Origin of the sequence: Micromonospora sp. NPDC047740 (assembly GCF_043204735.1) — a bacterium.
Taxonomy (GTDB): Bacteria; Actinomycetota; Actinomycetes; order Mycobacteriales; family Micromonosporaceae; genus Micromonospora.
Genome location: NZ_JBIDCT010000014.1, coordinates 180903 through 205278 on the forward strand (window position 1 = coordinate 180903; position 24376 = coordinate 205278).

At 72.8% G+C, this 24376-nt stretch carries 20 protein-coding genes; 6 read left to right on the forward strand and 14 right to left on the reverse strand.

The genetic code is table 11. From position 1 onward, the window contains the following. Nucleotides 1–31: 31 nt before the first annotated feature. Together ACGF4F_RS25565 and ACGF4F_RS25570 are read right to left on the reverse strand one after the other, a co-directional pair. Nucleotides 32–2539, reverse strand: a complete 2508-nt coding sequence (locus ACGF4F_RS25565; protein ID WP_393080881.1) for a bifunctional FO biosynthesis protein CofGH — start codon at nt 2537–2539, stop codon at nt 32–34. 170 nt (nt 2540–2709) lie between these two features. Next, complete coding sequence (locus ACGF4F_RS25570) at nt 2710–3660, reverse strand: hypothetical protein (RefSeq protein WP_357436530.1); 951 nt, start codon at nt 3658–3660, stop codon at nt 2710–2712. A 160-nt stretch (nt 3661–3820) separates the two neighbouring features. On the opposite strand from ACGF4F_RS25570, the gene cofD reads away from it, so the two are divergent. Beyond that, the gene (cofD, locus tag ACGF4F_RS25575) at nt 3821–4768 is read left to right on the forward strand and encodes a 2-phospho-L-lactate transferase (protein ID WP_357436528.1); all 948 of its coding nucleotides are present in this window, start codon (nt 3821–3823) and stop codon (nt 4766–4768) included. Beyond that, a complete protein-coding gene (locus ACGF4F_RS25580; protein WP_357436526.1) occupies nt 4765–5853 on the forward strand; it encodes a coenzyme F420-0:L-glutamate ligase in 1089 nt (362 codons plus the stop codon). Before cofD ends, ACGF4F_RS25580 begins: the two co-directional genes overlap by 4 nt. Nucleotides 5854–6002: 149 nt before the next feature. Here ACGF4F_RS25580 and ACGF4F_RS25585 read toward each other — a convergent pair whose 3' ends face one another. Both ACGF4F_RS25585 and ACGF4F_RS25590 read right to left on the reverse strand, forming a co-directional pair. Beyond that, nucleotides 6003–7010 carry a winged helix-turn-helix domain-containing protein gene (locus ACGF4F_RS25585; protein WP_357436524.1) on the reverse strand — a complete coding sequence of 336 codons (1008 nt, stop codon included), beginning with the start codon at nt 7008–7010 and terminating at the stop codon, nt 6003–6005. A 265-nt stretch (nt 7011–7275) separates the two neighbouring features. Next, nucleotides 7276–8313, reverse strand: a complete 1038-nt coding sequence (locus tag ACGF4F_RS25590) for a hypothetical protein (protein WP_357436522.1) — start codon at nt 8311–8313, stop codon at nt 7276–7278. Nucleotides 8314–8352: 39 nt separating this feature from the next. Here ACGF4F_RS25590 and ACGF4F_RS25595 point away from each other — a divergent pair, with 39 nt between their 5' ends. Then, entirely contained in the window at nt 8353–8937 is a 585-nt protein-coding gene (locus ACGF4F_RS25595; RefSeq protein WP_357436520.1) for an NUDIX domain-containing protein, read from the forward strand. Between the two features lie 31 nt (nt 8938–8968). Here the strand turns inward: ACGF4F_RS25595 and ACGF4F_RS25600 are convergent, their stop codons facing one another. Beyond that, nucleotides 8969–10060, reverse strand: coding sequence for a sugar phosphate nucleotidyltransferase (locus tag ACGF4F_RS25600; RefSeq protein ID WP_357436518.1), 1092 nt, complete (start codon nt 10058–10060; stop codon nt 8969–8971). A gap of 64 nt (nt 10061–10124) precedes the next feature. Beyond that, entirely contained in the window at nt 10125–11270 is a 1146-nt protein-coding gene (locus tag ACGF4F_RS25605) for a glycosyltransferase family 1 protein (protein WP_357436516.1), read from the reverse strand. Nucleotides 11271–11419: 149 nt separating this feature from the next. Between ACGF4F_RS25605 and ACGF4F_RS25610 the strand changes: the two genes are divergently transcribed. Beyond that, complete coding sequence (locus tag ACGF4F_RS25610) at nt 11420–12136, forward strand: TIGR03089 family protein (protein WP_393080890.1); 717 nt, start codon at nt 11420–11422, stop codon at nt 12134–12136. Here the strand turns inward: ACGF4F_RS25610 and ACGF4F_RS25615 are convergent. The 3 genes from ACGF4F_RS25615 to ACGF4F_RS25625 all read right to left on the reverse strand — a co-directional run bounded on the left by ACGF4F_RS25615 (nt 12109) and on the right by ACGF4F_RS25625 (nt 17033). After that, a complete protein-coding gene (locus ACGF4F_RS25615; RefSeq protein ID WP_393080893.1) occupies nt 12109–14082 on the reverse strand; it encodes a zinc ribbon domain-containing protein in 1974 nt (657 codons plus the stop codon). The genes ACGF4F_RS25610 and ACGF4F_RS25615 overlap by 28 nt on opposite strands. A gap of 243 nt (nt 14083–14325) precedes the next feature. Continuing rightward, a complete protein-coding gene (locus tag ACGF4F_RS25620; RefSeq protein WP_357445271.1) occupies nt 14326–16314 on the reverse strand; it encodes an acetoacetate--CoA ligase in 1989 nt (662 codons plus the stop codon). A 200-nt stretch (nt 16315–16514) separates the two neighbouring features. Beyond that, nucleotides 16515–17033, reverse strand: coding sequence for an acyl-CoA thioesterase (locus tag ACGF4F_RS25625; RefSeq protein WP_073832844.1), 519 nt, complete (start codon nt 17031–17033; stop codon nt 16515–16517). Nucleotides 17034–17056: 23 nt separating this feature from the next. On the opposite strand from ACGF4F_RS25625, the gene ACGF4F_RS25630 reads away from it, so the two are divergent. Further along, nucleotides 17057–17707, forward strand: a complete 651-nt coding sequence (locus ACGF4F_RS25630; RefSeq protein ID WP_357445274.1) for a hypothetical protein — start codon at nt 17057–17059, stop codon at nt 17705–17707. 57 nt (nt 17708–17764) lie between these two features. On the opposite strand, the gene ACGF4F_RS25635 is transcribed toward ACGF4F_RS25630, so the two are convergent. The 5 genes from ACGF4F_RS25635 to ACGF4F_RS25655 all read right to left on the reverse strand — a co-directional run bounded on the left by ACGF4F_RS25635 (nt 17765) and on the right by ACGF4F_RS25655 (nt 22536). After that, nucleotides 17765–18406 carry a response regulator transcription factor gene (locus ACGF4F_RS25635; RefSeq protein WP_357445277.1) on the reverse strand — a complete coding sequence of 214 codons (642 nt, stop codon included), beginning with the start codon at nt 18404–18406 and terminating at the stop codon, nt 17765–17767. After that, entirely contained in the window at nt 18399–19562 is a 1164-nt protein-coding gene (locus ACGF4F_RS25640) for a sensor histidine kinase (RefSeq protein WP_357445280.1), read from the reverse strand. The genes ACGF4F_RS25635 and ACGF4F_RS25640 overlap by 8 nt, the downstream gene beginning before the upstream one ends. Nucleotides 19563–19565: 3 nt before the next feature. Then, a complete protein-coding gene (locus tag ACGF4F_RS25645) occupies nt 19566–20261 on the reverse strand; it encodes an ABC transporter permease (RefSeq protein ID WP_357445283.1) in 696 nt (231 codons plus the stop codon). 12 nt (nt 20262–20273) lie between these two features. Next, nucleotides 20274–21185 (reverse strand): ABC transporter ATP-binding protein, encoded by a 912-nt coding sequence (locus ACGF4F_RS25650; protein WP_357445286.1) that lies wholly within the window; start codon nt 21183–21185, stop codon nt 20274–20276. 190 nt (nt 21186–21375) lie between these two features. Further along, the gene (locus tag ACGF4F_RS25655) at nt 21376–22536 is read right to left on the reverse strand and encodes an acyl-CoA dehydrogenase family protein (RefSeq protein WP_393080901.1); all 1161 of its coding nucleotides are present in this window, start codon (nt 22534–22536) and stop codon (nt 21376–21378) included. Between the two features lie 244 nt (nt 22537–22780). Between ACGF4F_RS25655 and ACGF4F_RS25660 the strand changes: the two genes are divergently transcribed. Then, a complete protein-coding gene (locus ACGF4F_RS25660; RefSeq protein ID WP_357445292.1) occupies nt 22781–24208 on the forward strand; it encodes a UDP-glucose/GDP-mannose dehydrogenase family protein in 1428 nt (475 codons plus the stop codon). Nucleotides 24209–24376: the final 168 nt, after the last annotated feature.

Sequence of the window (24376 nt, forward strand, 5' to 3'; positions counted from 1 at the left end):
TGGTACGGCCGCCAGCGGAAAAGGTCCGCCGTCAGGCGCCGGCGTGACCGTACGCGGTCGTCCGCTTGCGGGCCGGCCGGCCCGCCGCCGCGGCGATCGCCTTGAGCTGCTCCTCCGTCCGGGCCGAGCCGTTACCCGAGCCGGCCATCCGGGAGATGGCCTCCTCCATCAGCGTGCCGCCCAGGTCGTTGCAGCCGCCCTGGAGCATCGCCACGGTGCCCTCGTCGCCCAGCTTCACCCAGGAGCACTGGATGTTGCCGATCCGGCCGTGCAGCAGCAGTCGGGCCATCGCGTGCACCGCCCGGTTCTCCCGCCAGGTCGGGCCGGGGCGGGCGATGCCGGCAAGATAGATCGGCGCGTTGGTGTGCACGAACGGCAACGCGACGAACTCGGTGAACCCGCCGGTGCGGTCCTGCACGCCGGCCAGCACCCGGAAGTGGGCGAGCCACTGGCCCGGGTGGTCGACGTGGCCATACATCATCGTGGAGCTGGACCGGATGCCCAGCTCGTGGGCGGTGCTCACCACCTCGACCCAGGCGGCGGCCGGCAGCTTGCCCTTGGTGAGCACCCAGCGGACCTCGTCGTCGAGGATCTCGGCGGCGGTGCCGGGGATGGTGTCCAGGCCGGCCTCGCGGAGCTGGAGCAGCCACTCCTTCACCGGTACGCCGGCCTTGGCGGCCGCGGTCACGATCTCCATCGGAGAGAAGGCGTGCACGTGCATCCCCGGCACCCGGGCCTTGATCGCCCGCACGATGTCGGCGTACCCGGTGACCGGCAGCTTCGGGTCGATCCCGCCCTGCAGGCAGACCTCGGTGGCGCCGGCCGCCCACGCCTCCTCGGCCCGGTCGGCGACCTGGTCGACGGAGAGCCGGTACGCGTCGGCGTCCCGCTCCCGTTGCGCAAAGGCGCAGAAGCGGCAGCCGACGTAGCAGACGTTGCTGAAGTTGATGTTGCGGTTGACCACGTACGTGACGTCGTCGCCGACCGCGTCCCGGCGGACGTCGTCCGCGATCCGGCACAGCTCGTCCAGCGCCGGCCCGTCCGCGCCGAACAGCGCCAGCGCTTTCGCCTCGTGCGCCGGATCGAGCAGCGCCGCCGGGTCCTCGGCGGCCAGCCGTAGGCCCGCGCGCAGGTCGGGATCGCTCGATCCGCCCGTCGGTACGCTGACCTTGCCCGCGACCGCCGACCAGTCGCCGTAGACGCTGTCGAAGTCGCCACGCCGGTCCCCGGTCCGCCCGGTGGTGTCGATGGTGGCGTGCAGGTCGGTACGCCCACCGAACACCTCCTCCGGCTCCTGCCAGGGGCGGCCGACCGGGCGGGCCGCCTCGACGGCGAGCCCGGTCGCCGGGTCCGCGAGGGCGATGACATGCGGCAGCAGGCGTGGGTCCAGCCACGGGTCGCCGGCCCGGACGTACTCCGGATAGATGGTCAGCCGCTCGCGCAGGGTGAAGCCGGCCTGCGCGGTCTGCCGGGCCAGCTCGTCGAGGTGCGGCCAGGGGCGTTCCGGGTTGACGTGGTCCGGGGTGACCGGCGAGACCCCGCCCCAGTCGTCGATGCCGGCGCGCAACAGCAGCGCGTACTCGCCCTCGATGAGGTTCGGCGGGGCCTGGATGCGCGCCTTCGGGCCGAGCAGCACCCGGGCCACCGCCATCGTGGCGGCCAGGTCGTGCAGCTCCGCGTCGGGCATGCCGCGCATCGCGGTGTCCGGCTTGGCGCGGAAGTTCTGCACGATCACCTCCTGGAGGTGGCCGTACTCCCGCATGGCCCGGCGGATCGCGAAGAGGGCGTCGACCCGCTCGGCCAGGGTCTCCCCGATGCCGATGAGGATGCCGGTGGTGAACGGCACGCCGACCCGGCCGGCGTCGTCGAGCACCCGGAGCCGGACCGCCGGCTCCTTGTCCGGCGAGCCGTAGTGCGGGGCGCCCGGCTCCGACCAGAGTCGCGTCGCGGTGGTCTCCAGCATCATGCCCATGCTCGGCGCGACCGGCTTCAGCCGTTGCAGCTCCGACCAGGAGAGCACGCCCGGGTTGAGGTGTGGCAGCAGGCCGGTCTCCTCCAGCACCGCCACGGCGCAGGCCCGCAGGTAGTCGAGGGTGGACCCGTAGCCGCGCTCGTCCAGCCACTGCCGGGCCGCCGGCCAGCGCTCCTCGGGGCGGTCGCCGAGGGTGAACAGGGCCTCCTTGCAGCCCTGCGCGGCGCCCTCCCGGGCGATCGCCAGCACCTCGTCCTTCTCCAGGTACGCGGCCGGGAGCCGGTGCGGCACCGTGGCGAACGTGCAGTAGTGGCAGCGGTCCCGGCAGAGCCGGGTCAGCGGGATGAAGACCTTCTTGGAGAAGGTGACGACCCCGGGGCGGCCGGCCTCCCGCAGCCCCGCGTCGCGTACCTCGCCGGCGATCCGGAGCAGCTCGTCCAGCGCCTCGCCGCGCGCGGTGAGCAGGGCGCTTGCCTCGTCGACGTCCAGCGCCCGGCCGGTCGCGGCCCGGCCCAGGGCCCGCCGGACGCTCGCCTCGGTGGGGACGGACCCGGTGCGATCAACCATCCGTCCACCCTATGCGCTGCCCATCCACCCCACGCCGTGCCCGCGCCCGGTGGACGCCGTCGGCTACGTCGGCTACGTCGGCGCCGTGGCCGCCGACTCACGGAAAGGGTGGCCTCCCGGCGTGGGGCGGCCACCCTTCCCGTGCGAGTGCTGACCGTGATCTCAAGCGGTCAGCGCGGGTGGTTCGGGTCGTCCCGGTCGAAGCGCTGGGTACGGTCGCTGTCCGGTGTGGTCGGTTGGCCGGGCTCGGCTGGCTGGCGCGGGATGGCCTGGGTCGGCTCTGCCGACGGCGGCTGACCGAAGGGCGGCGCCGGGTGCGGTGCCGGCTGCGGAGCCCCGAACGGCGGCGCGGACTGCGGGGCGTGCGGCGGGGCGGTGTTGAACGGCGGCGCCGACTGCGGCTGGCCCGGCTGGCCGGGCGGCGGGTAGCCGCCGGGCTGGTTCGCCGGCCCGCCGGGCGCGTACCCGCCCGGGACGGGGTAGCCACCCGGCTGGCCGGGCGCGGGGTAACCGCCCGGCTGACCGGGCGCGGAGTAACCGCCCGGCTGGCCCGGCGCCGGGTAGCCGGCCGGCGGCTGCGGCCAGCCCGGCTGCGGCTGCGGCTGCCCGTACACGCCGGGCTGCGGCTTCGGCCGGGGGACGTAGTAGAGGGTGCGCCAGACCTTGAAGACCACGAAGGCGGCGACCCCGAAGATCGCCACCCAGGCCAGCCGGGTGAGCAGGCCGAGGAAGGCATCCAGCACCTCGGCCTCGGCGAGCCGGCCGACCAGCCAAACCAGGAAGGTCAGCGCGCCGAAGAACGCGGCGAGGGCGTACTCGCCGAGGGCCGCCTGGGTGATCAGTTTGGCCTTGGGCAGCGCCGGGCGTACGTGGGTGGCGAGCAGGACGGCCAACACCGGCAGCACGGCCGACTCGACGCCGACGAAGATGAAGAAGGCACTCCCCGCCCGACCGCTGAAGGTGCTGTAGCCGTCCATCGGCACCAGCAGGCGCAGCAGGCCGACGAAAAGCAGCACGGCGTTCGCGCCGAGCAGGACGAGCGCGGCCAGTTCGCGCAGTGGCTTGGTCAACTGGCTGGCCTGCGTGGCGTCGCCGGACGCGGGCTCGGCGGGGCTGGTCACGAACTCCCCCTGGGGACGAAAACGGACAGGTGCCGACTGAGCCTAGCCTGCTTCCTACTGGTTGCTCATAGTTGAGCGGTTCGGACGGTTCGCTTCCGCTTCCCGCACAGTCCCCCGGCCACTGACCGGGCGACGGCGGCGCGTAGGGAAGGATGGAGCCATGCGCATCGTGGTACTGACCGGCGGGATCGGGGGCGCGCGGTTCCTGCTCGGGGTCCGCGCGTACGCCCGGGAGGTGGGGGCCGAGGTGACCGCCGTGGTCAACGTCGGCGACGATCTGCTGCTGCACGGGCTGAAGGTCTGCCCCGACCTGGACAGTGTGATGTACACGCTGGGCGGCGGCGCCGACCCGGAGCGGGGCTGGGGCCGGGTGGGCGAGACCTGGACGGTCAAGTCCGAGCTGGCCGCGTACGGCGCGGAGCCCGCCTGGTTCGGCCTGGGCGACAAGGACATCGCCACCCACCTGGTCCGGACGACCATGCTCAACGCCGGCTACCCGCTGTCCGCCGTGACGGCCGCGCTGGCCACCCGGTGGGAGCCGGGGCTGACCCTGCTGCCGGCCACCGACGACCGGCTGGAGACCCACGTCGTCGTCGACGGGGACGAGGGGCAGCGGGCGATCCACTTCCAGGAGTGGTGGGTGCGGTACCGGGCGGACATCCCGACGCACCGGTTCGTCTTCGTGGGCGCGGACACGGCGAAGCCGGCGCCGGGTGTGCTGGAGGCGATCGGCTCCGCCGACGTGGTGCTGATCGCGCCGAGCAACCCGGTGGTGAGCATCGCCCCGATCCTGGCCGTACCGGGTCTGCGCGACGCGGTGACCGACGGGCCAGCCCCGGTGGTCGGCGTGTCCCCGATCATCGGCGGCGCGCCGGTACGCGGCATGGCCGACCGCTGCCTCGCCGTGCTCGGCGTGGAGTGCAGCGCGGCCGGGGTGGGCGGCCTCTACGGCGGCCGGTCGGCGGGCGGCCTGCTCGACGGCTGGCTGGTGGCGCCCGAGGACGAGGGGACGCTGGTGCCGGACGCCTCCGTACGGTCGGCACCGCTGCGGATGATCGACGAGGCGGCGACGGCGGCGATGGTCCGGGCCGCGTTGGAGTTGGTGTGAGACTGGAAATCCTGCCCGTGCCGGGCATCGGCGACGTGACCGAGGGCGACGACCTGGCGGCGATGATCGCCACTGCGGCGCCGTGGCTGCGCGACGGGGACGTGCTGGTGGTGACCAGCAAGATCGTGTCGAAGGCGGAGGGCCGGCTGGTCGACGTGCCGGCGGACGGGCCCGACCGGCTCGCCGCGCGGGACGAGGTGCTCGCGGCGGAGACCGCACGGGTGGTGGCGGCCCGGGGTGCCACCCGGATCGTGCAGACCCACCACGGGTTCGTGATGGCCTCCGCCGGCATCGACGCCTCGAACGTGGACAAGACCCGGCTGGTGCTGCTGCCCCGGGATCCGGACGCGTCCGCCCGCGCGCTGCGGGCCGCGCTACGCGACCGGTACCACCTGGACGTCGCGGTCATCATCAGCGACACCATGGGCCGGCCGTGGCGCAACGGCCTGACCGACGTGGCGCTCGGCGTGGCCGGGATGCCGGCGATCCGCGACCACCGGGGGGAGATCGACCCGTACGGCAACGAGCTCCAGCTGACCCAGATGGCGGTGGTGGACGAGCTGGCCGCCGCCGGTGAGCTGATCAAGGGCAAGTGCGACCAGGTACCGGTCGCGGTCGTCCGCGGCTACCTGGGGGTGGCGGGGGCCGACGACGGCGAGGGTGCCCGGGTGCTGGTCCGGGAGGCCGCCCTGGACCTCTTCTCGCTGGGCACCGCCGAGGCGAAGGCGGCCGGGCTGCGCGAGGCCGCGCTCCTCGCCGACGGCCCGGGCCCGTCGCCGGCCGACCCGGCCGCCGTCGACCGGGCGATCGCCGCGGTCACCGGGGTGGTCGCGCCCGGCACGGTCTTCACCCAGGTCACCGACGCCGAGGTACGCGCCGGCATGGTCGCCGGCGTGCCCGGCTGGCCCGCGCACGCGAGCGGACTCGTGCTCGGGGCGCCGCCGGCCCCGGTCGACCAGGGCGACCTGGTGCGCTTCGGCGCCGACCTGCAGCGCCTGCGGACCGCGCTGGCCGCGGAGGGCATCTCCTCGGCGGTGTTCCCGCCGCCGGCCGGCAGCACCGCCAGCGCCGCCCTGGCCCTCTGACCACCGCTCCGGTCTCGGGCCCGTCCCCCACTCGCCGACCCGGCCGGGCCCCTGATGCCGCGCCACGTCGCCGAGCCGGCGGGGTCCGGATCCCGCCGACCCCGCCACCTCGCCGACCTGGCGGCAGCCAACCGGCCCGGCGCAATTGGTCAGGCGTCGAGGACGGCGCGGCCGAGCGGGGTCAGGGTGTGCAGCACGGTGTTGCGGTCACGGTGGCTGACCAGCAGTCCGGCGTTGCGCAGCACGCTGGTGTGCTGGCTGGCCGCGGCGGCGGAGATGCGCAGCCGGCGGGCCATCTCGCCGGTGGTGCATCCCTCGTCGGCGGCTTCCAGCACGGCGGCGCGGGTGCGGCCGAGCAGGGCGGCCAGGGCCTCCCGGCTGGCGCCGTCGGCGTCCCGCCGGACACCGAGCCCGGGCGCCGGGGTGAGCCCGCCGAGCCGGTCGACCGGATAGACCAGCACCGGCGGCAGCGCCGGGTCGACCAGCGCGACCGGGGTGCGCGCGCAGAAGAACGACGGGACCAGCAGCAACCCCCGGCCGTCCAGGTGCAGTTCCCGGGTGTCCGGATAGTCGAGGACCTCGAGCACCCCGTCCGCCCACCGCATGCTGGGCCGGAGGCTGGCCAGCAGCCCTTCGGCCCCGCCGTCGAGCATCGCCCGGGCCCGCCGCGCCCGGTCCGCCTCCACGGCGGCCTGGATCCGGGACCAGTACGGGGTGACCGCGAGTTCCTGGTAGCGGGCCATCGAGCCGGTGAGGTGGCGCAGCACCTCGGGTTCGCCCCGGGCCAGCCCGGCGGCCGGGGCGGGCAGGACGTTCTCCTCGGCCAGCCGGGTCAGGTCCCGGTGCAGCATGTCGACCGGGGTGCCCCGGACCGCTTCCAGCCCCGCCGCCAGGCCGTCCTTGCTGGCGTACGGGGTGAGGAAGTCGGGGAAGTAGCCGCGGGGTGGGTTGAGGGCCAGGAGGAGACGGAAACGTTCCCCGGCGCTCTCCTCCATCCGGAGGGTGTTGGCCACGGTGCGTCGCCATGGCGTCAGCAGGGGGTCACGTCCACGACCCTGGAGCAGGTGCAGGCTGAGGACCAGTTCCCAGACCGGGTCTGCGGCGGGTGCCACCCTGGTCCGCAGGATGTCCTCGCTCGAGAAGATGATCTTCAGCATGGAGCGCTCCCGGGGGCGGACAGAGGGAGAGCCCGCCACCAGTGGCACTGTACCCGGCGGCACTAATCTCCATCTTTAAGCGTGGGCTGAAAAACCTCGACGCCAACGGGGCCGGTTGGGCATGCTTCCCTTGCCCATCCGGCTCGGGACGGTGGTTGCACCCCACCCGGGACCCGGGGAGACGGACGACCGGACGGCATCACGAGGGTCTGCGGCGGGTTCTCCGCAGAGATGCCATCCGGTCGTCCGACCTGGCGCGGTCGTCTCAGTCGATCCAGAGCGCCACCCGGTGGTCCTCGTCCGTCACGTAGTAGCAGCGCCCGTCCAGCTCGGCCAACCCCTCCACGTGGTGGAACGGCGCCAGCTCGGCCACCAGCTTGCCCGCCACCCGCGCGTCCGGCGTGACGTCCCACCGGAACCGGACGTGCCGCGAGGTCACCGCACCACCGTGCGGATGATCGTCCAACAGCACCGAACCCTTGCCCAACGCGTCGATCGACCCGATCACCGCCGCGTACCCGCCGTCCGGGGTGGGGGTGACGGCCCGGAAGCCGGTCAGCGCGCCCGGCGGGGTCACCCCGGTCAGGGCGTACGCCCCGACCGGCCGGGGCCAGCCCGGTTGGGCGCCGAACATGTCGGGCACCCCGGCCAGCTCGACCAGGATCGGCTCCCCCTCGGCGGTGACCGGGAAACGCAACCCGAGCAGCACCGTCCCGGTCGGCGTGAACGCGGCGGCCTCGACGTTGAGCGGCACGTCGTCGGGCGCGAGCCGGCGCACCCAGCTCTTGGCCCGGGCGGTGCCCCGGGCCAGGGTCTCCACGATGAACCGGTGCCGGACCCGGTCGCCGGGCGGCAGCGGGGTCAGCGGGGCCGCGGCCAGGGCGTCGTTGACCGCCCGGTGCAGCCGGAACTGATTGCGGACCACGTGCACCGGCAGTGTCCCGTAGGCGGCGTCCTCCTCGCGGAACCGGGCCACGAACGCGCGGCGGGGCCGCAGCGGGCCGGCCTTCGACCCGAAGTGCGAGCCGAAGACGTACACCCAGCCGTCGTGGTGGGCGAGGGCCTCGCCGTCCTCGGTGCGGCCGTTCTCCCGGCCGGCGTCGGCGGCCACGTGATGCGCCACCCACTCGCCGTCGTGGCGTTCCACCAGCAGGGCCAGGCAGCGTTCCACCGGGCCCTCGTCCAACACGGTCCAGAAACCCCGGCGGGCGCCGTGGGCGCGCAGCAGCGCCGGGGAGCGTACCGGCAACAGGTCGCTGGCCTCGTTGCCGGCCACGACGAACTCGACGAGTCGCAGGGTCACCGGGCCAGGGTACGAAGACCGCGCTCGTAGAGTGTCGGAGTGCCCGAGACCCGCACCGACCTCCCGACGTACGCCGACCTGCACGCCGACGCCACCGCGCTGCTGAGCCACTGGACGCCGACCAGCCCGGCGGCCGCCCTGGCCCGGGACCGGACCCTGGAGCTGCTGTCCGCCGGGCCGGTGGCGATGAGCCGCGCCCACCGGGCCGGGCACGTCACCGCGAGCGCCCTGGTGCTCGACCACACCGGCGCGCGGGTGCTGCTCTGCCTGCACGGTAAGTTCCGCAAATGGGTACAGCTCGGCGGGCACTGCGAACCCGGTGACCCGACCCTGGCCGCCGCCGCGCTACGCGAGGCCGGCGAGGAGTCCGGGATCGCCGGGCTGACGGTCGACCCTGAGCCGATCGACGTGGACATTCACCCGGTCGCCTGCCAGGGCGGGTCACTGCACTACGACGTCCGGTTCACGGTGCTCGCCCCGCCGGGGGCGACCGAGCGGGTCAGCGACGAGTCCGAGGCGCTGGGCTGGTTCCCGCCGGACCGCCTGCCCGAGCCACTGGCCGACGGGACCGTCCAGCTCGTCGCGCCGGCCCTCGCCGCCCTGGCCCGCCGGGCCGCCGGCTGACCCGGCGGCCCGGCGGGGGCGCACGACCCGGTCAGACCAGGCCCTCCTCGCCGCGCTCCTTCAGCTCGTCGACCAGCTTCTTCACGTCCTGGGCCCGGTCCCGCGGGCAGACCAGCAGCGCGTCCGGGGTGTCCACCACGATCAGGTCGCGGAGGCCGAGGGCGGCCACCAGCCGGCCGGAGTGCGGCACCACCACCAAGCCGCTGCTGTCCCGCAGCAGGACTTCCGGCTTGGCGTCGGCGCCCAGCACCACGTTGCCGTCCGCGTCAGCGGGCAGCACGTCGCCGAGGGTGTGGAAGTCGCCGACGTCGTTCCAGCCGAAGTCACCGGGTACGGTGGCCACCCGCCCGGCGGTCGCCGCGCCCTCCATCACCGCGTAGTCGACGGAGATCTTCGGCAGGGTCGGCCAGACGGTGCCGAGGACGTCGTCCTGCTCCGGAGTCCCCCACGCCGCCGCAATCGCGACGATCCCGGCGTGCAGGGCCGGCTGCTGCCGGGCCAGCTCGGCCAGGAAGACGTCCACCCGCCAGACGAACATGCTGGCGTTCCAGAGGTGCCGTCCGGAGCGGACGTATCCCTCGGCCACCTCGGCGGCGGGCTTCTCCTTGAACTCGAGCACCGGACGCAGCGGACCGTCGCCCGTCGGCTCGCCGGTCTCCAGGTAGCCGTAGCCGGTCTCCGGCCGGGTCGGGGTGATGCCCACCGTCATCAGCAGCCCCTGCTCGGCGCCGCGGATCGCCTGGCGTACGGTCTCCGCCCACGACGCGGCGTCGCCGATCAGGTGGTCGGCGGCGAACGAGCCCATCACCGCCGTCGGCTCGCGCTCCGCGATCACGGCCGCCGCCAGCGCGATCGCCGCACACGAGTCGCGCGGCGAGGGCTCGACCAGGATGTTCTCCTCTGGCAGGCCAGCCAGTTGCCGGGCCACCGCCGCGACGTGCGCGGCCCCGGTGACCACCAGCGTGCACTCGGGTGTGGTCAACGGCGACAGTCGGTCCACCGTCGCCTGGAGCAGCGAGGCCGGGGTACCGGTCAGCGGGTGGAGGAACTTGGGATGGCCGGCCCGGGACAGCGGCCACAATCGTGTGCCACTGCCCCCCGCCGGGATGACGGCGTAGAACATCAGCACATCATGCCCGAACCACCACGGCACGGACGCCACGTCGGGCGGACGAGCATCCGACAGGTCAGGCCCGAGCCCGGCTCCACGCGGCGATGTGCACCTCCGCGCTGGACTCCCAGGTGAACTCCTTCGCCCGGTCGAACCCGGCCTTCGCCAGGGAGAGCCGGCGCTGCTCGTCGTCCAGCAGGGCGGTCAGGTCGGTGGCGATCTGGTCCGGGTCCTCGCTGGTGTACGCGACCGCGTCGCCACCCACCTCGGGCAGGGAGAGCCGCGGCGTGGTCAGCACCGGCGCGGCACACGCCATCGCCTCCAGGATCGGCAGCCCGAACCCCTCGCCGTACGACGGGTAGGCGGCGACCAGCGCACCGCCGAGGAAGCCGGGCAGGTCGGCGTAGCGCAGGTAGCCCGGGCGGAGCAGCCGCAGGTGCGACGGAACCTCGGCCACCGCGCGGTCGATGTCGTCGTCATGCCCCTGGCCCCCGGCGATGACCAGCGCCGGCGGGTTGTCCCGGTCGGCCACCGCGCGGGCCCAGCCCCGGATCAGGTTGGGTACGTTCTTGCGCGGCTCCTTGGCCCCGAGGAACGCGACGTAGCTGCTGCTGCCCAACCCGAGGCGCGCGCGGACCCGGGCCTTCTCCTCCTCGCTCGGGGCGTGGAAGGCGGCCTGGTCGACCCCGTGGTAGGCCACGTCGATCCGGGTCGGGTCGGCGTCCAGCAGGCGGATCAGCTCGTCCCGGGTGGCCTTGCTCGGCACGATCACCCGGTCGGCGCGGCGCAGCGACGTCTTGATGGCGCTGCGGAAGAACGTCCGCCGGGACTTGTCGTAGTGCTCCGGCTCGGTGAAGAAGGTCGCGTCGTGCACGGTGACCGTCACCGGGCAACCGGCCCGCAGCGGGCAGGTGTAGAAGGGCGAGTGCAGCACCTCCGCCGCCACCTGCTGGGCCAGCAGCGGCAGGCCGGTCTGCTCCCAGGCGAGCCGGGCCGGACGGTGCGCGACCGCCGCCGGGGCGGGGATGACCTCGGCCCCGGGCAGCATCCGGGTGTAGCGCTCCAGGTCGGTGCGGAGGCTCACCACGACGAGATCCACGCCGGAGCCGCAGACCCGGCCGAGGGCGCCGAGCAGACCGTCGACGTATCTACCGACGCCGCCACGGTCGGCGGGGACACTCGTGGCGTCGATGAGCACGCGGGGCGGGCGACCGGCGGTCACGGGGCGACTCCTCAGGCTGTCGGCTGTGGGGAACAACACTGTCGGCAAGCCTACGCCGGGCCGGGGTCCCGGCGGTGACTGCGACCCGACGGTACGCCGACTTGTCCTTGCCATCGAGTACGGGCCACCGGCGCGTATCGTTCGCGACGATGGCCGACAACATTGCCCGGGTCTTCGCCGACGCGATCGCGACCGACCCCACGCGCCCCCTGCTGACCTGGTACGACGACGCCACGGGCGAGCGCACCGAGCTGTCCGGGGCGACCTTGGCGAACTGGGTGGCCAAGACGGCCAACCTGCTCGTCGACGAGGTGGCCCTCGCCCCCGGCGACCCGGCGGCCGTGCTGCTGCCCCCGCACTGGCAGACCGCCGCCGTGCTGCTCGGCTGCTGGTCGGCGAAGCTGACCGTGGTCGACGCCCCGGGTGCCGTGGACGTGCTCTTCGCCGCGGCGGACCGGGTCGACGAGGCGAATGCCTGGTCGGCCGGCGAGCGGTACGCGCTCGCGCTCGACCCGTTCGCCCTGCCGATGCGGCAGGTGCCGCCGGGCTTCGCCGATTTCGTGTCGGCGGTACGCGGCCACGGCGACCACTTCACGCCGTACCCGCAGGGTGGCGACGGGGACGCGGAGCTGCTGGCCCGCGCGGAGGCCCGGGGCGCGGAGCTCTGCCTCACCCCGGGCGACCGGCTGCTGGTCGACACCGGGCGGCACCCCGACCCGGTCGACTGGCTCCTCGCCCCGCTGGCCGCCGGCGCCAGCCTGGTCCTCTGCGGCAACCTCGACCCCGCCCGCCTCGACTCGCGCACCGCCACGGAGAAGGTCACCCGCAGCGTCTCTGATCAGCTTAGCGATCCTGAGTCGGATTGAGTTTCCGGGATCGTTTCCCACCGTGGTGGGGTCGCGTGGGCGTGGAGATGGAATCCCGCGCCCAGTGCGGCTCCTCGTGGCCGGTGGCCGGTGGTGGTGGGTGTGCTGGTCGTGTTCACGCTCTGGTGTCGGTGGGCTGCGCGGGGCAGCTTCCGGTCCGTTGGTGCGTGTCCCTCCGGACGCTTTCCCGCTCGGCTGTGGGGCCGGGTGGGGGAGGGTGCCCTGCGTCGCCTGGGCGCGGGGCGTGGTGGCTTGTGTCGGGTGGGGCCGGCCTTCGACCGGTCCCACCGGCTGGCATTGGAGCTCGGGGTGACGACGGCTGCGGCTTCGAGCTCGTCGACGACCGAGCGGATCACCATCTGCCCGCTGGTCTTGTCGATGACGGTCTTGCCCTGGTGGGTGAGGCCGCGGGCGGCGATGCGCCGCCAGGCGCCGTGGTCGCGGTCGCCCTGCCAGCGGCAGGACTGGTTGGGGCAGATGGCCCACTTCCACCCGGGTGTGGTGGGCCGGTCGGGGGCTTTGCGGTGCTGTAGCGGGGTCAAACATTGGGGGCAGTGTTTGGACGTGTTGTGGGCGGGGACGGTGACCACGGCGATACCGTGCTCGGCGGCGAGGTGCCGCATCCGGTCGGTGATCTTTCCGCGGACCTGCTGGGACAGGCGCGTGTTCAGGCTGTGCCCCATGCCCTTGGCTTCCATCGAGCGCAGGTCTTCCAGGTAGATGACGGACGCCCGCGCGGCGATCGCCTGGTCCACCGTCCAGCGGGCGGCAGCCCACGCCAGCGCGTCGTTCAAGTTCGAACGGCGGGCGGAGACGTGGCGGATCTCGCCGGCCAGCACCTCGTGTTTCGCGCTCAGCTGCTCGTCGGGGCGGCCGCCGAGCAGCCGCTGGTAGTGGTCGGCCTTCGCGTGCAGCCGTTCTGACAGGCGCCGGAGGCGGTGCTGCTTGGCCAGGACCCCGGCGGCCCGGAATTGTCCACCAGCCCCCAACGCCGTGATCCGCCCGTCCTTTCCCAGTCGCAGGGCTCCGGCGCTGAGGAGCGTGTTGAGGCCCCAATCCACACCGACCGCCACCGTGTGACCGGTGGCCCGGGCCTTCGGCACGGCATGCGTGTACGCCATGTCGGCACGCACCGTCCCGTCGGTGATGCGCAGGGCCGGCAGGTGCAGCACCGCCGAGGCGGGAACCGTGGACGGCAGCCTGATCGGACACTCGACCCACGTCCAGTCCCGATACGTCCGCGGATCCGGACGTGTGGGCAGTTGCAAGCGCAGCAGTGCTTTCGCCGGGTCGGTGTCGCTGCGCTCGATCGTGGCCTGCTGCCGATCACACGCGGCCAGCAGCAACATCCGCCCGATTCTCGGGACGCCTTCGAGTTCGAACACATCCACCGGCAGCCGACCGTTGACCTTGGCGAACGTGGCGGCCTGCCGGGTGCGGCCCTTGATGACATTGGATGGCAGATACTCGCCGCCGGGGATCGAGGACCGAACCTGATCCCACTCCGCAGGGGTGCGCTGGCGCGGATCAGCCGGCCACGCCGCCAGGACCCCGGCGGTCACGTCAGCGCGCCACTTCACCGACCGTAGCGCACGTCCCGCCTGCTCCTGCGCCATCCGCACGACCCGGTCATTGACCCTCACACCCCCAGGCGGGGCGACCGCCCAACCCAGGCGCCGCAGCGCCATCCACGCGTGCGACGGCAACCGCCGTCCACCCGCATCCACCCCGGCCGCCAGCACCTGCACATCCACGGTGTTCCAGTGCTCGCCGATCAGCGCGGCCACCATGCCCGCCACCAGATCGGCACACCAACCGACCCGCTGCGCCAGCACCGCCTGAGACAACGCCTCGCCGGTCTCCTCGTCCACGCCGGTGCGCAGCAAGGCGCGGGCACACGCGGTGCGGGCGGCCTCACCCTCGGCCAGCCGCAGCTTCCCGCTCACCGACTCAACGCCTCAACACCGATCCACAAAACCGGCCCTACCGCCGACCCACACCACCAGAACCCTCCCCGAGCCAACCCAAACGTGATGCGCCACGGGGTGAACACCGACACGCTTCCCGGCCCTGGAAAGCCGAAAACGTTCCACACAGGCCAATCTATGATCACTGATCATCGATAATCAAATCGGTGAGCCTCGCCTGAGCGGGTGCCGCCCGGGGCGCTCCCCGGCCGGCACGCACCGTCAGGCGGGAGCGGACTCGTCGGTGTGGGCGCGGCGCTGGGCGAAGGCCGCGAACGCGGTCAGCGACTCCGGGTTGGCCAGGGCGCCCTTGGCCGCGGCGTGGTCGACCGGGGTGCCGGTGAGGATCTTCTTGACCGGCACCTCCAGCTTCTTCGCCGAGAGCGTGCGCGGGACCGCCCGGACCTGGTGGATCTCGTCCGGAACGTGCCGGGGCGACAGGGCGCTCCGCAGCTCGCGGCAGATCTTCTTCCGCAGCTCGTCGTCCAGCTCCAGCCCCTGGTCCAGCACCACGAAGAGCAGCAGCTCACCCGCCCCACCCTGGTCGTCCTCGAGGTGCACCACCACCGAGTCGACCACCTCGTCCAGCCCCTCGACCACCGAGTAGAACTCGGCGGTGCCGAGGCGTACGCCGCCCCGGTTCAGGGTGGCGTCCGAGCGCCCGGTGATCACGCAGCCGCCCCGCTCGTTGACGGTGATCCAGTCGCCGTGCCGCCAGACGCCCGGGTAGACCTCGAAGTACGCCTCCCGGTAGCGGGTGCCCTCCGGGTCGTTCCAGAAGCCCACCGGCATGCTCGGCATCGGCGCGGTGATGACCAGCTCGCCCAGCTCCCCGATGACCGGGGTGCCGTCCGCGGAGCGGGCCTCGACCTTCGCGCCGAGCGCCCGGCAGGCGATCTCCCCGGCGTGTACCGGCAGCAGCGGCACGCCCCCGACGAAGCCGGTGCAGACGTCCGTGCCGCCGGACAGCGACTGGAGCTGGAGCCGGTCGCCGACGGTCTCGTACACCCAGGTGAAGCCCTCGGCGGGCAGCGGCGCGCCGGTCGAGCCGAGACCGCGCAGCGCGGCGAGGTCGGCGATTTCCTTCGGGACCAGGCCGGCCTTGCGGCAGGCCAGCAGGAACGGCGCGGAGGTGCCGAAGTAGGTGGTGCCGGTCTGCTCCGCCAGCCGCCAGAGCGCGCCCAGGTCCGGGTGGCCCGGGTTGCCGTCGAACAGCACGATGGTCGCGCCCACCGCCGGACCGGAGACCAGGAAGTTCCACATCATCCAGCCGGTGGTGGTGAACCAGAAGAACCGGTCCGCGGGGCCCAGGTCGTGGTGCAGGGCCAGCATCTTCAGATGCTCCAGCAGGATGCCGCCGTGGCCGTGCACGATCGGCTTCGGCAGGCCGGTGGTGCCGGAGGAGTAGAGCACGTAGAGCGGGTGGTCGAAGGGCACCGGGGTGAACGTCAACGGCTCGTCGGTCTCCGCCGCCAGCTCCGCCCAGGAGATCCCACCCTCAGGTGGCGTGCCGGCCGGGTCGAGGTAGGCGATGCCGACGGTGTGCTCCAGCGACGGCAGCGCGGCCCGGATGGCGGCCACCTCGCCCCGCCGGTCCACCGGCTTGTCGCCGTACCGGTAGCCGTCCACGGCGACCAGGACCTTCGGCTCGATCTGCTGCCACCGGTCGGTGACGCTGCGGGTGCCGAACTCGGGCGCGCAGGAGGAGAAGATCGCGCCCAGGCTGGCGGTGGCGAGCAGCAGCACGAAGGTCTCCGGGATGTTCGGCGCGTACGCCGCCACCCGGTCACCCTGGCCGACGCCGAGCCGGCGCAGCCCGGCCGCCACCCGGCGGACCCGCTCGCGCAGCTCCGCGGCGGTCAGCGTCTCCGGCGCGCGGGTCTGCCCGTGCGCGATCACCACCGGGTCGTCGTCCCCCCGGCCCGGCATCCGCAGCACGTTCTCCGCGTAGTTGAGCGTCACGCCGGGGAACCAGCGGGCGCCCGGCATGGCCGGGCCGGTGAGCGTGGCGGTCGGCGGGGTGTGCGCCACCACCTCGAAGTAGTCCCAGATCGACCGCCAGAAGGCGTCGAGGTCCGTCACCGACCAGCGCCACAGCGCGTCGTAGTCGGCGAACTCCAGCCCCCGGTGCTCGGCCAGCCAGCGCAGGTAGTCGCCGATCCGGGACCGCTCGCGCACGTCAGCCGGCGGCGTCCACAGCACGTCACCCACTGCTCCACCCTCCCTGAGGCCCGTCACGACACTGTGCATGGGCCGTGGCGCCATCTTGCCCTACCCAGCGTCGCCATTCTCCGCACCGGGTGCCGGTCGGGGGGCGTGCCCGCCCCACATCTCCGCCCGTCCAACAGTGTGGCTGGGCGGGGAGGCGTCCCGCCAACGCCGCGCGCGGTGGCGGGATGCCCGGTGCCTCCTCAGCCGGCCCGGTGGGCCTGGATCGCCCGGCGGCGGGCCAGCCGGTGGGCGCGGCGGATCTCCGCCTCCCGGTAGCGGCGCTCGTCCTCCGGGGTCTCCGGCAGCACCGGCCGGACCGGGCGCGGTGCGCCGCCCACGTCCACCCCGACGAAGACCAGGTACGCCGTGGCGACCGGGACCGGCTCGTCCTCGGCCGAGTCCCAGCGCTCGGCGACCACCTTCACCCCGACTTCCATCGAGGTGTGCCCGGTCCAGTTGACCTGGGCGTGCGCGTGCACCAGGTCGCCCACCCGGACCGGCTCCGAGAAGACGATCTCGTCGATCGAGGCGGTGACCGCGGTGCCACCGCTGTGCCGGGCCGCGGCGGCCCCGGCCACGTCGTCGACGAACTTCATCAGTACCCCACCGTGCACGGTCCCGTACAGATTGACATCGACTGCGGTCATGATCCGGCTGAGCGTGACCCGCGAATACGAGGTCGGCTTGCCCACCGGCCCGGTGGAGGGGTGATCTGTCATGCCGGAAACGGTACGGTGCGCGGATGCGACATCTCTGGAGCTTCCTCGCCGGGTTGGTGGTGGCGCCCGTCACCTGGGTGCTCGTCACCCTCGGTCAGGACGGGTCTGCAGGCACCGTGCACCGCTGGGTGGAGATCGGCACCTACAGCACGCCCAACCTGATCGAGCCGGCCGTGTACCTCGGCGTCGCCGGCATCCTGCTCGGCCTGCTCGGCACCCTGCGTTTCTCGCCGCTCGGTCCGCTCGTGGCCGGGCTGCTGCTGGTCATCCCGTACCTCGGGCTGTTCGTCGCGCCATTCACCGTCCGGGACCGGATCCCCGAGGGCTGGAAGATGCTCGGGGACCCGCTGCCACTGCGTCAGCCGGTGGAGAACGGCACACTGTTCCTGATCGGCATGCTGCTGCTGATGGCCGTGCTCAGCGGGCAGCGCTGGCGGCAGTGGCCCGGGCGGCCGGCGGCCGAGGCGGAGCTGACCCCGGCCGACAAGCCGATCGAGCAGACCCAGTCGTTCAGCTGGCCCCCGGCCGACACGACGGACACCGCCCCGCCGACGCTGGGTTACCCCGACGCCACCCCCACCGAGCCCCTGCCCCGCCGCACCGCCGGCGAGTCGCCGTGGTCCGCGCCGCCGCGGGCGACCGGCCGACCGGAGGGCACCACCGAGACCCGTTGAGCACCGCGGGCGGGCCGGGGTCCCGGCCCGCCCGCCCGATCACCGCGGCCGGCCTGGTCAGCCGTTCTCCAGGGTGAGCAGGCCGCGGCGGAAGGCGGCGGCGACGGCAGCGGCTCGGTCGTTGACGCCGAGCTTCGTGTAGATGTGCAGCACGTGGCTCTTCACCGTGGCCTCGCTGATGAACAGGCGCGCGGCGGCTTCGCGGTTGGTGGCGCCCTCGGCGATGAGGCGGAGGACCTCCAACTCCCGGGCGCTCAGCGGGTCGGCGGGCGTGCGGACCTGGCCGAGGAGGCGGGTGGCCACCGACGGGGAGAGCACGGCTTCGCCCCGCGCCGCCGTACGGACGGCACGGACGAGCTCGTCGCGGCCGGTGTCCTTGAGGACGTAGCCGGTGGCCCCGGCCTCGATGGCGGGCACGACGTCCCGGTCGGTGTCGTAGGTGGTGAGGACGAGGACGCGGGCCGCGATGCCGAGCCTGGCGAGTTCCTTGATCGCGGCGACGCCGTCCATCCTGGGCATCCGCAGGTCCATGAGGATCACGTCGGGGTTCAGCGCCCGCGCGAGGGCGACGGCCTCGGCACCGTCTCCGGCCTCGCCGAGCACCTCGAATCCCGGGTCGCCGGCGAACATGCCGCGGATGCCGTCGCGCACGACCGGATGGTCGTCGACGATCAGCAGCCGGATCAGCGGCTCAGCCACGGGCCACCGCCGGAACGCTCGCGGAGATCGCCGTGCCGACGCCGGGTTCCGACTCGATCGCCAGCGTGCCGGCCAGCCGGCTGACCCGCTTGCGCATCGAGGCCAGACCGAAGCCGCCGCCGTCCCGGACCCGCTCGGGATCGAACCCGGCGCCGTCGTCGCGCACGTCCAGGGTGACCACGTCCTCCATGTACGACAGGGTCAGCCCGACCCGGGACGCGCCGGCGTGCTTGGCCGCGTTGGCCAGGGCCTCCTGCGCGGTGCGCAGCAGCGTCTCCTCAACCTCGGGATGCATGGGCCGGACCGTACCAGTGGTGGCGAAATCCACCCGTACGCCGTTGAGCTCGCCCCACCGGGTGACGATGTCGCGCAGCGCCTCGGGCAGCGGCGCCGCCGCCAGCTGGCCCGGTCCGACCGCGTGCACCGAGCGCCGGGCCTCGGCCAGGCTCTCCCGTGCCAGCCGTACCGCGTTGTCCACATGACGCCGCCAGTCCTCGGCCTGCTGCGCCGCCTGGAGCTGGGTGATGATGCCGGTCAGTCCCTGGGCGAGGGTGTCGTGGATCTCCGCCGCCATGCGCTGCCGTTCGTCGAGCACGCCCCCCTCGCGTGCCTGGACCAGCAGTTGGGCGTGCAGTCCCGCGTTCTCCCGCAGCGCCTCCTCGAGCTGCGCCACCATGCGCTTGCGTTCGGCGCTCCGCTCGGCCGTGACCTCGCCGACGAAGCTGAACAGGCCGACCAACGCCACGATGGCGGCGATGAAGAACAGGTAGGTGAGGATTCCGGACGGGGTCGGATCGGGCAGACCGCCACCGTAGGCCGCGACGCTGATCGTCGCCGTGGCGGTCACCCCGACGAACCGCCAATATCCCTTCAGGTACTGCCAGGAGTGGAGGTATCCGACGAAACCGAAGAAGCTCGCAAACCATATCTCTCGTGTGCAGAGCACTCCGATCAGCACCACGAGCCCGGCCACGTAGACCGCGCCGCGCGGCACCAGCCAGATCCAGGCGGCGGCGAACGCGGCCAGGCCGAGCGTCGCCCCCGACCTGCCGGCCGTCAGCAGGGCGAGCACCGTGGAGGTCGCCAGCAGGACGTACGGCGCCGCCGCCAGCTGCCGCTCCAGCAGCCGCTCCCACCGGTCGAGCCGCCTGGTCATCGCTCACTCCCAGCGGAAGTACTTCGCCGCAGCGATGCTGACGACCAGTGCGTACGCGGCCAGCACACCGAGCAGCAGGGGACTGGGAGCGGCGTCCGCCCAGACGTCCCGCAGGCACTGCCGGAATGCGCCCAGCGGGGTGTACTCCCCGATCCGGGCCACGATAGCGGGCATCTGATCCGTGGGCTGCATGAGCCCGGCGAGGTAGGCCATCGGGAAGTACAGCAGGACACCGATCCCGTTGGCCGCCCGGCCGTTCGGCGCCACCGCCGCGATGAGCAGGCCGACCGCGAACATGGCCGCCGTACCGAGCAGGAAGGCCAGCACACCGGGCAGCACCCGGGTGGGCAGGCGGGCGCCCAGGACGGTACCCGCCACCGCCAGCAGCAGGGCGCACGCGGTCAGGGCGAGGACGAACTGCAGGAGCAGCTGCACCACCAGCAGGTTTCCGGGGCGGACCGGCGTGGTGGAGAGCCTGCGCAGGATGCCCCGCTCGCGATAGGTCGCCATGGTGGTCGGCAGCAGGTACAGACCCACGAGCCCGACGGCGATCGCCAGCGCCATCGGCAGGAGCACGGTGTCACCCCGCTCGATGGAGCTGCCGAAGACCACCAGGATGAAGAGCGGGATGAGCAGCGCGAACATCGCCCCAGGTTCCCTGGTCAGCAGCTTCAGTTCGACGATGGCGAGCCTGGTCATGGTCTTCCTCCGTCAGTGGGTGGCGTCGAACGAGCGGCCGGTCAGGGCGACAAACGCGTCGTCGAGGGTGCGCTTGTCGATGCGCAGATCGCTGACCAGGACGTGGTGGCGGGCGAGTTGGGCGGTGACCGCCGTGGCGAAGTCACCCCTGCCGGTCACGACCACCCGGTTTCCCGCCCGGGTCACGCCGGTCACCCCGGGCAGCCCGCCCAGCTCGACCATGTCCCCAGCCATCACCGTGAACCGCATCTGGTGCTCGGCATCGATCCCGTCGACCAAGCCGGACGGGGTGTCCATCGCGACGATCCTGCCGCCGTCGAAGACGGCGACGCGGTCGCAGAGCTCCTCCACCTCGTCCATGAAGTGGCTGACCAGCACCACCGTCACGCCGCTCGCCCGGACCCGCTTGATCAGCTCCCAGGTGGTGCGGCGCGCCTGCGGGTCCAGCCCCGTGGTCAACTCATCGAGAAACGCCACCTGCGGATTGCCCACCAGCGCCAGCGCAATGAACAGCCGTTGTTTCTGGCCACCGGACAGCTTCCCGAAGCGGGCGTTGCGCTTCTCCGTCAGCGCCCACTTCTCCAGCAGCTCACGCCAGTCCCGGGGTTTGGCATAGAAGGAGGCGTACAGGTCGAGCACCTCCCACACCAGGATGTTCTCCGGCAACTGCGTGTGCTGGAGCTGCACCCCGATCTGTTCGCGTACCTTGCGCCCGTCCTTCGCCGGGTCGAGGCCGAGCACCCTGATCGACCCGCCGTCGGGCCGCCTCAGCCCCTCCACGCACTCCACGGTGGTGGTCTTGCCGGCGCCGTTCGGCCCGAGGATGCCGAAGATCTCGCCCTCCTCCACCGAGAACGACACCCCGTCCAGAACGGTCAGGTCCGCGTACCCCTTGCGGAGGTCGTTGACTTCGATGACTGCCATGGCTCAAGCATCTTTTGCCTGTCTCCGGGGCGAATCGATCTGCCAGCCATGCTCAGCCGGGGATCCTGCTGACCAGAAAATCCACCGACTGGTTGATGCGCGGCCTGAACTGTGGCGCCGCAGTGACCTCCTCGAAGACAGCGAACCCCGCCTCCCGCGAACGGGAGACGGGGTTTCCGCAGGTCAACGCCTACTTCATCAGCTGGCGGGCCATGACGATGCGCTGCACCTGGTTGGTGCCCTCGTAGATCTGGGTGATCTTGGCATCCCGCATCATCCGCTCGACGGGGTAGTCGCGGGTGTAGCCGTACCCGCCGAGCAACTGCACGGCGTCGGTGGTGATCTCCATGGCGGCGTCGGAGGCGAAGCACTTCGCGGCGGCGCCGAAGTAGGTGAGGTCCGCGTCGCCCCGCTCGGACTTGCCGGCGGCGGCGTAGGTGAGCTGCCGGGCGGCCTCCAGCTTCATGCCCATGTCGGCGAGCATGAACTGGATGCCCTGGAAGTCGGCGACGGGCTTGCCGAACTGCTTGCGCTCCTGGGCGTACCCCTTGGCGTAGTCCAGCGCGCCCTGGGCGATGCCGACCGCCTGAGCGGCGATGGTGACCCGGGTGTGGTCCAGGGTCCGCATGGCGGTGGCGAAGCCGGTGCCCTCCGCGCCGATCATGCGGTCCGCCGGGATCCGCACGCTGTCGAAGTAGACCTCACGGGTGGGCGAGCCCTTGATGCCGAGCTTCTTCTCCGGCGCGCCGAAGCTGACCCCGGGGTCGGACTTCTCCACCACGAAGGCGGAGATGCCCTTCGACCGGGCTGTGGGATCCGTCACAGCGAAGACGGTGTAGTACTCGGAGACCCCGGCGTTGGTGATCCACCGCTTCACGCCGTTGAGCACCCAGTGGTCGCCGTCCCGGACCGCCTTGGTGGTCATCGAGGCGGCGTCGCTGCCCGCCTCCGGCTCGGAGAGGCAGTACGAGAACATCGCGTCGCCGGCCGCGACCGGGGTCAGGTACTTCCGCTTGAGCTCCTCGGAGCCGGCCAGGATCAGCGGCATGGTGCCCAGCTTGTTCACCGCCGGGATCAGCGAGGACGCGGCGCAGGCACGGGCCACCTCCTCGATCACGATGGCCGTGGCCAGCGCGTCCGCGCCGGCACCGCCGTACTCGACGGGGATGTGCGGGGCGTGGAAGTCGGCCGCCCGCAGCGCGTCGTACGACGCCTTGGGGAACTCACCCGTCTCATCCGCCTCGGCGGCCTGCGGGGCCACCTTCGCCGCACAGACCTCCCGCACCGCCTCCCGGATCGCCTCGTGCTCCTCCGGCAATCGGTAGACGTCGAACGACTGCTCCGCGGCCATGTGGCCCCTCCCCTTCACCGCTAAGATGCGCAAGCCGAGCGCTTTGAGTGCCGCCGACCGCACAGAGTGAAGGATAGCGACCGAGGATTCGGGGCTCCTTACCGACGCGTAGGCTCGTGCATGATGGGCGTCGAAGCCGAGCGATGACCACAGCACCACAGGAAGTCCCCCACCGGCGCCCGGCCAGGCGCCGCAGCAGAATGCGACGCAAGGAAGCGCCGCCAGTGCGAGCGGAGAGACAGGCGTGACGATCCCCTACCCGAACACCCAGCCGGTGCCGGCCATCGCCGCGGTGACCCCGCCCTCGGGTGCCGCTCGACCCCGGGTGACCTTCCTCGGCACCGGCTACCTCGGTGCGACGTACGCCATCTGTTACGCCGAGCTCGGCTACGAGGTGCTCGGCTTCGACGTCGACGCCGACAAGATCGCCAAGCTGAACGCCGGCGAGGTCCCGATCCACGAGCCCGGCCTGGACGAGCTGCTCCGGCGCAACCTGGCCGCCGGCCGGCTCCGGTTCAGCACCGACATCCAGGAGACCGCCGACTTCGGCGACGTGCACTTCATCTGCGTGGGCACCCCGCAGCGGGCAGACGGCATGGGCGCCGACCTGTCGTACGTCGAGGCCTCGGTGACCAGCCTCGCCCAGCACCTGACCCGCAAGGCGCTGATCGTCGGCAAGTCCACCGTCCCGGTGGGCACCGCCGAGTGGGTGGAGCAGCTGGTCGGCAAGCACACCCCGGCCGACCTGGGCGTCGAGGTGGCGTGGAGCCCCGAGTTCCTCCAGGAGGGCTTCGCCGTCGACGACGTGCTGCGGCCCAACCGGATCGTGGTCGGCGTCAAGAGCGAGTGGGCCAACGGGATGCTCTACGCCGCCCACAAGGGCGTCTTCGACCTGGCCGCCACCGAGGACCGCGAGGTGCCGCTGGTGGTCACCGACTTCGCCACCGCCGAGCTGGTCAAGGTCGCCGCGAACGCCTTCCTCGCCACCAAGATCTCCTTCATCAACGCGATGGCCGAGGTCTGCGAGGCCGCCGGCGGCGACGTCACCCAGCTGGCCCGCTCGATCGGGTACGACCCCCGCATCGGCAACCGGTTCCTCCAGGCCGGGCTCGGCTTCGGCGGCGCCTGCCTGCCCAAGGACATCCGGGCCTTCCAGGCCCGCGCCCAGGAGCTCGGCGCCGGCGAGGCGCTGCGCTTCCTGCACGAGGTAGACCTGATCAACCTGCGCCGGCGGACCCGGGTGGTGCAGCTCGCCGCCGAGCTGCTCGGCCGCCGGTCGGGCCCGGCCGGCCCGGACCTCTCCGGCACCCGGATCGCGGTGCTCGGCGCCACCTTCAAGCCGAACACCGACGACGTCCGGGACGCCCCGGCGCTGGCGGTCGCCTCGCTGCTCGGCAAGGCCGGCGCCGACGTGCACGTGTTCGACCCGCAGGGCATCGAGAACGCGCGCCGGGCGGTACCCGAGCTGACCTACGAGACGAGCATGACCGAGGCCGTGCGCGACGCCGACCTGGTCTGCGTGCTCACCGAATGGGCCGAGTTCCGCAACGCCGACCCGGTCGCCCTGGGTGAGCTGGTCAACGGCCGCAAGGTGGTCGACGGTCGCAACTGCCTCGACTCCACACTGTGGACGCAGGCGGGCTGGGAGTACCGCGGCATGGGTCGACCCTGACCCACGGACCGTTCCGGCTCGGCGCGGCCACGCCCCGACCCGGAACGGTCGACCGGTACCCCTCCCGGCTCCGCACGTGCGCCGCCGGGCCGCGACCCGGCAGGGTCGACCGGCCCGGCGGTCTTTTGTTGCGCCGAACGCGCCGGCAACGGTCGAAATCCGCGCCCG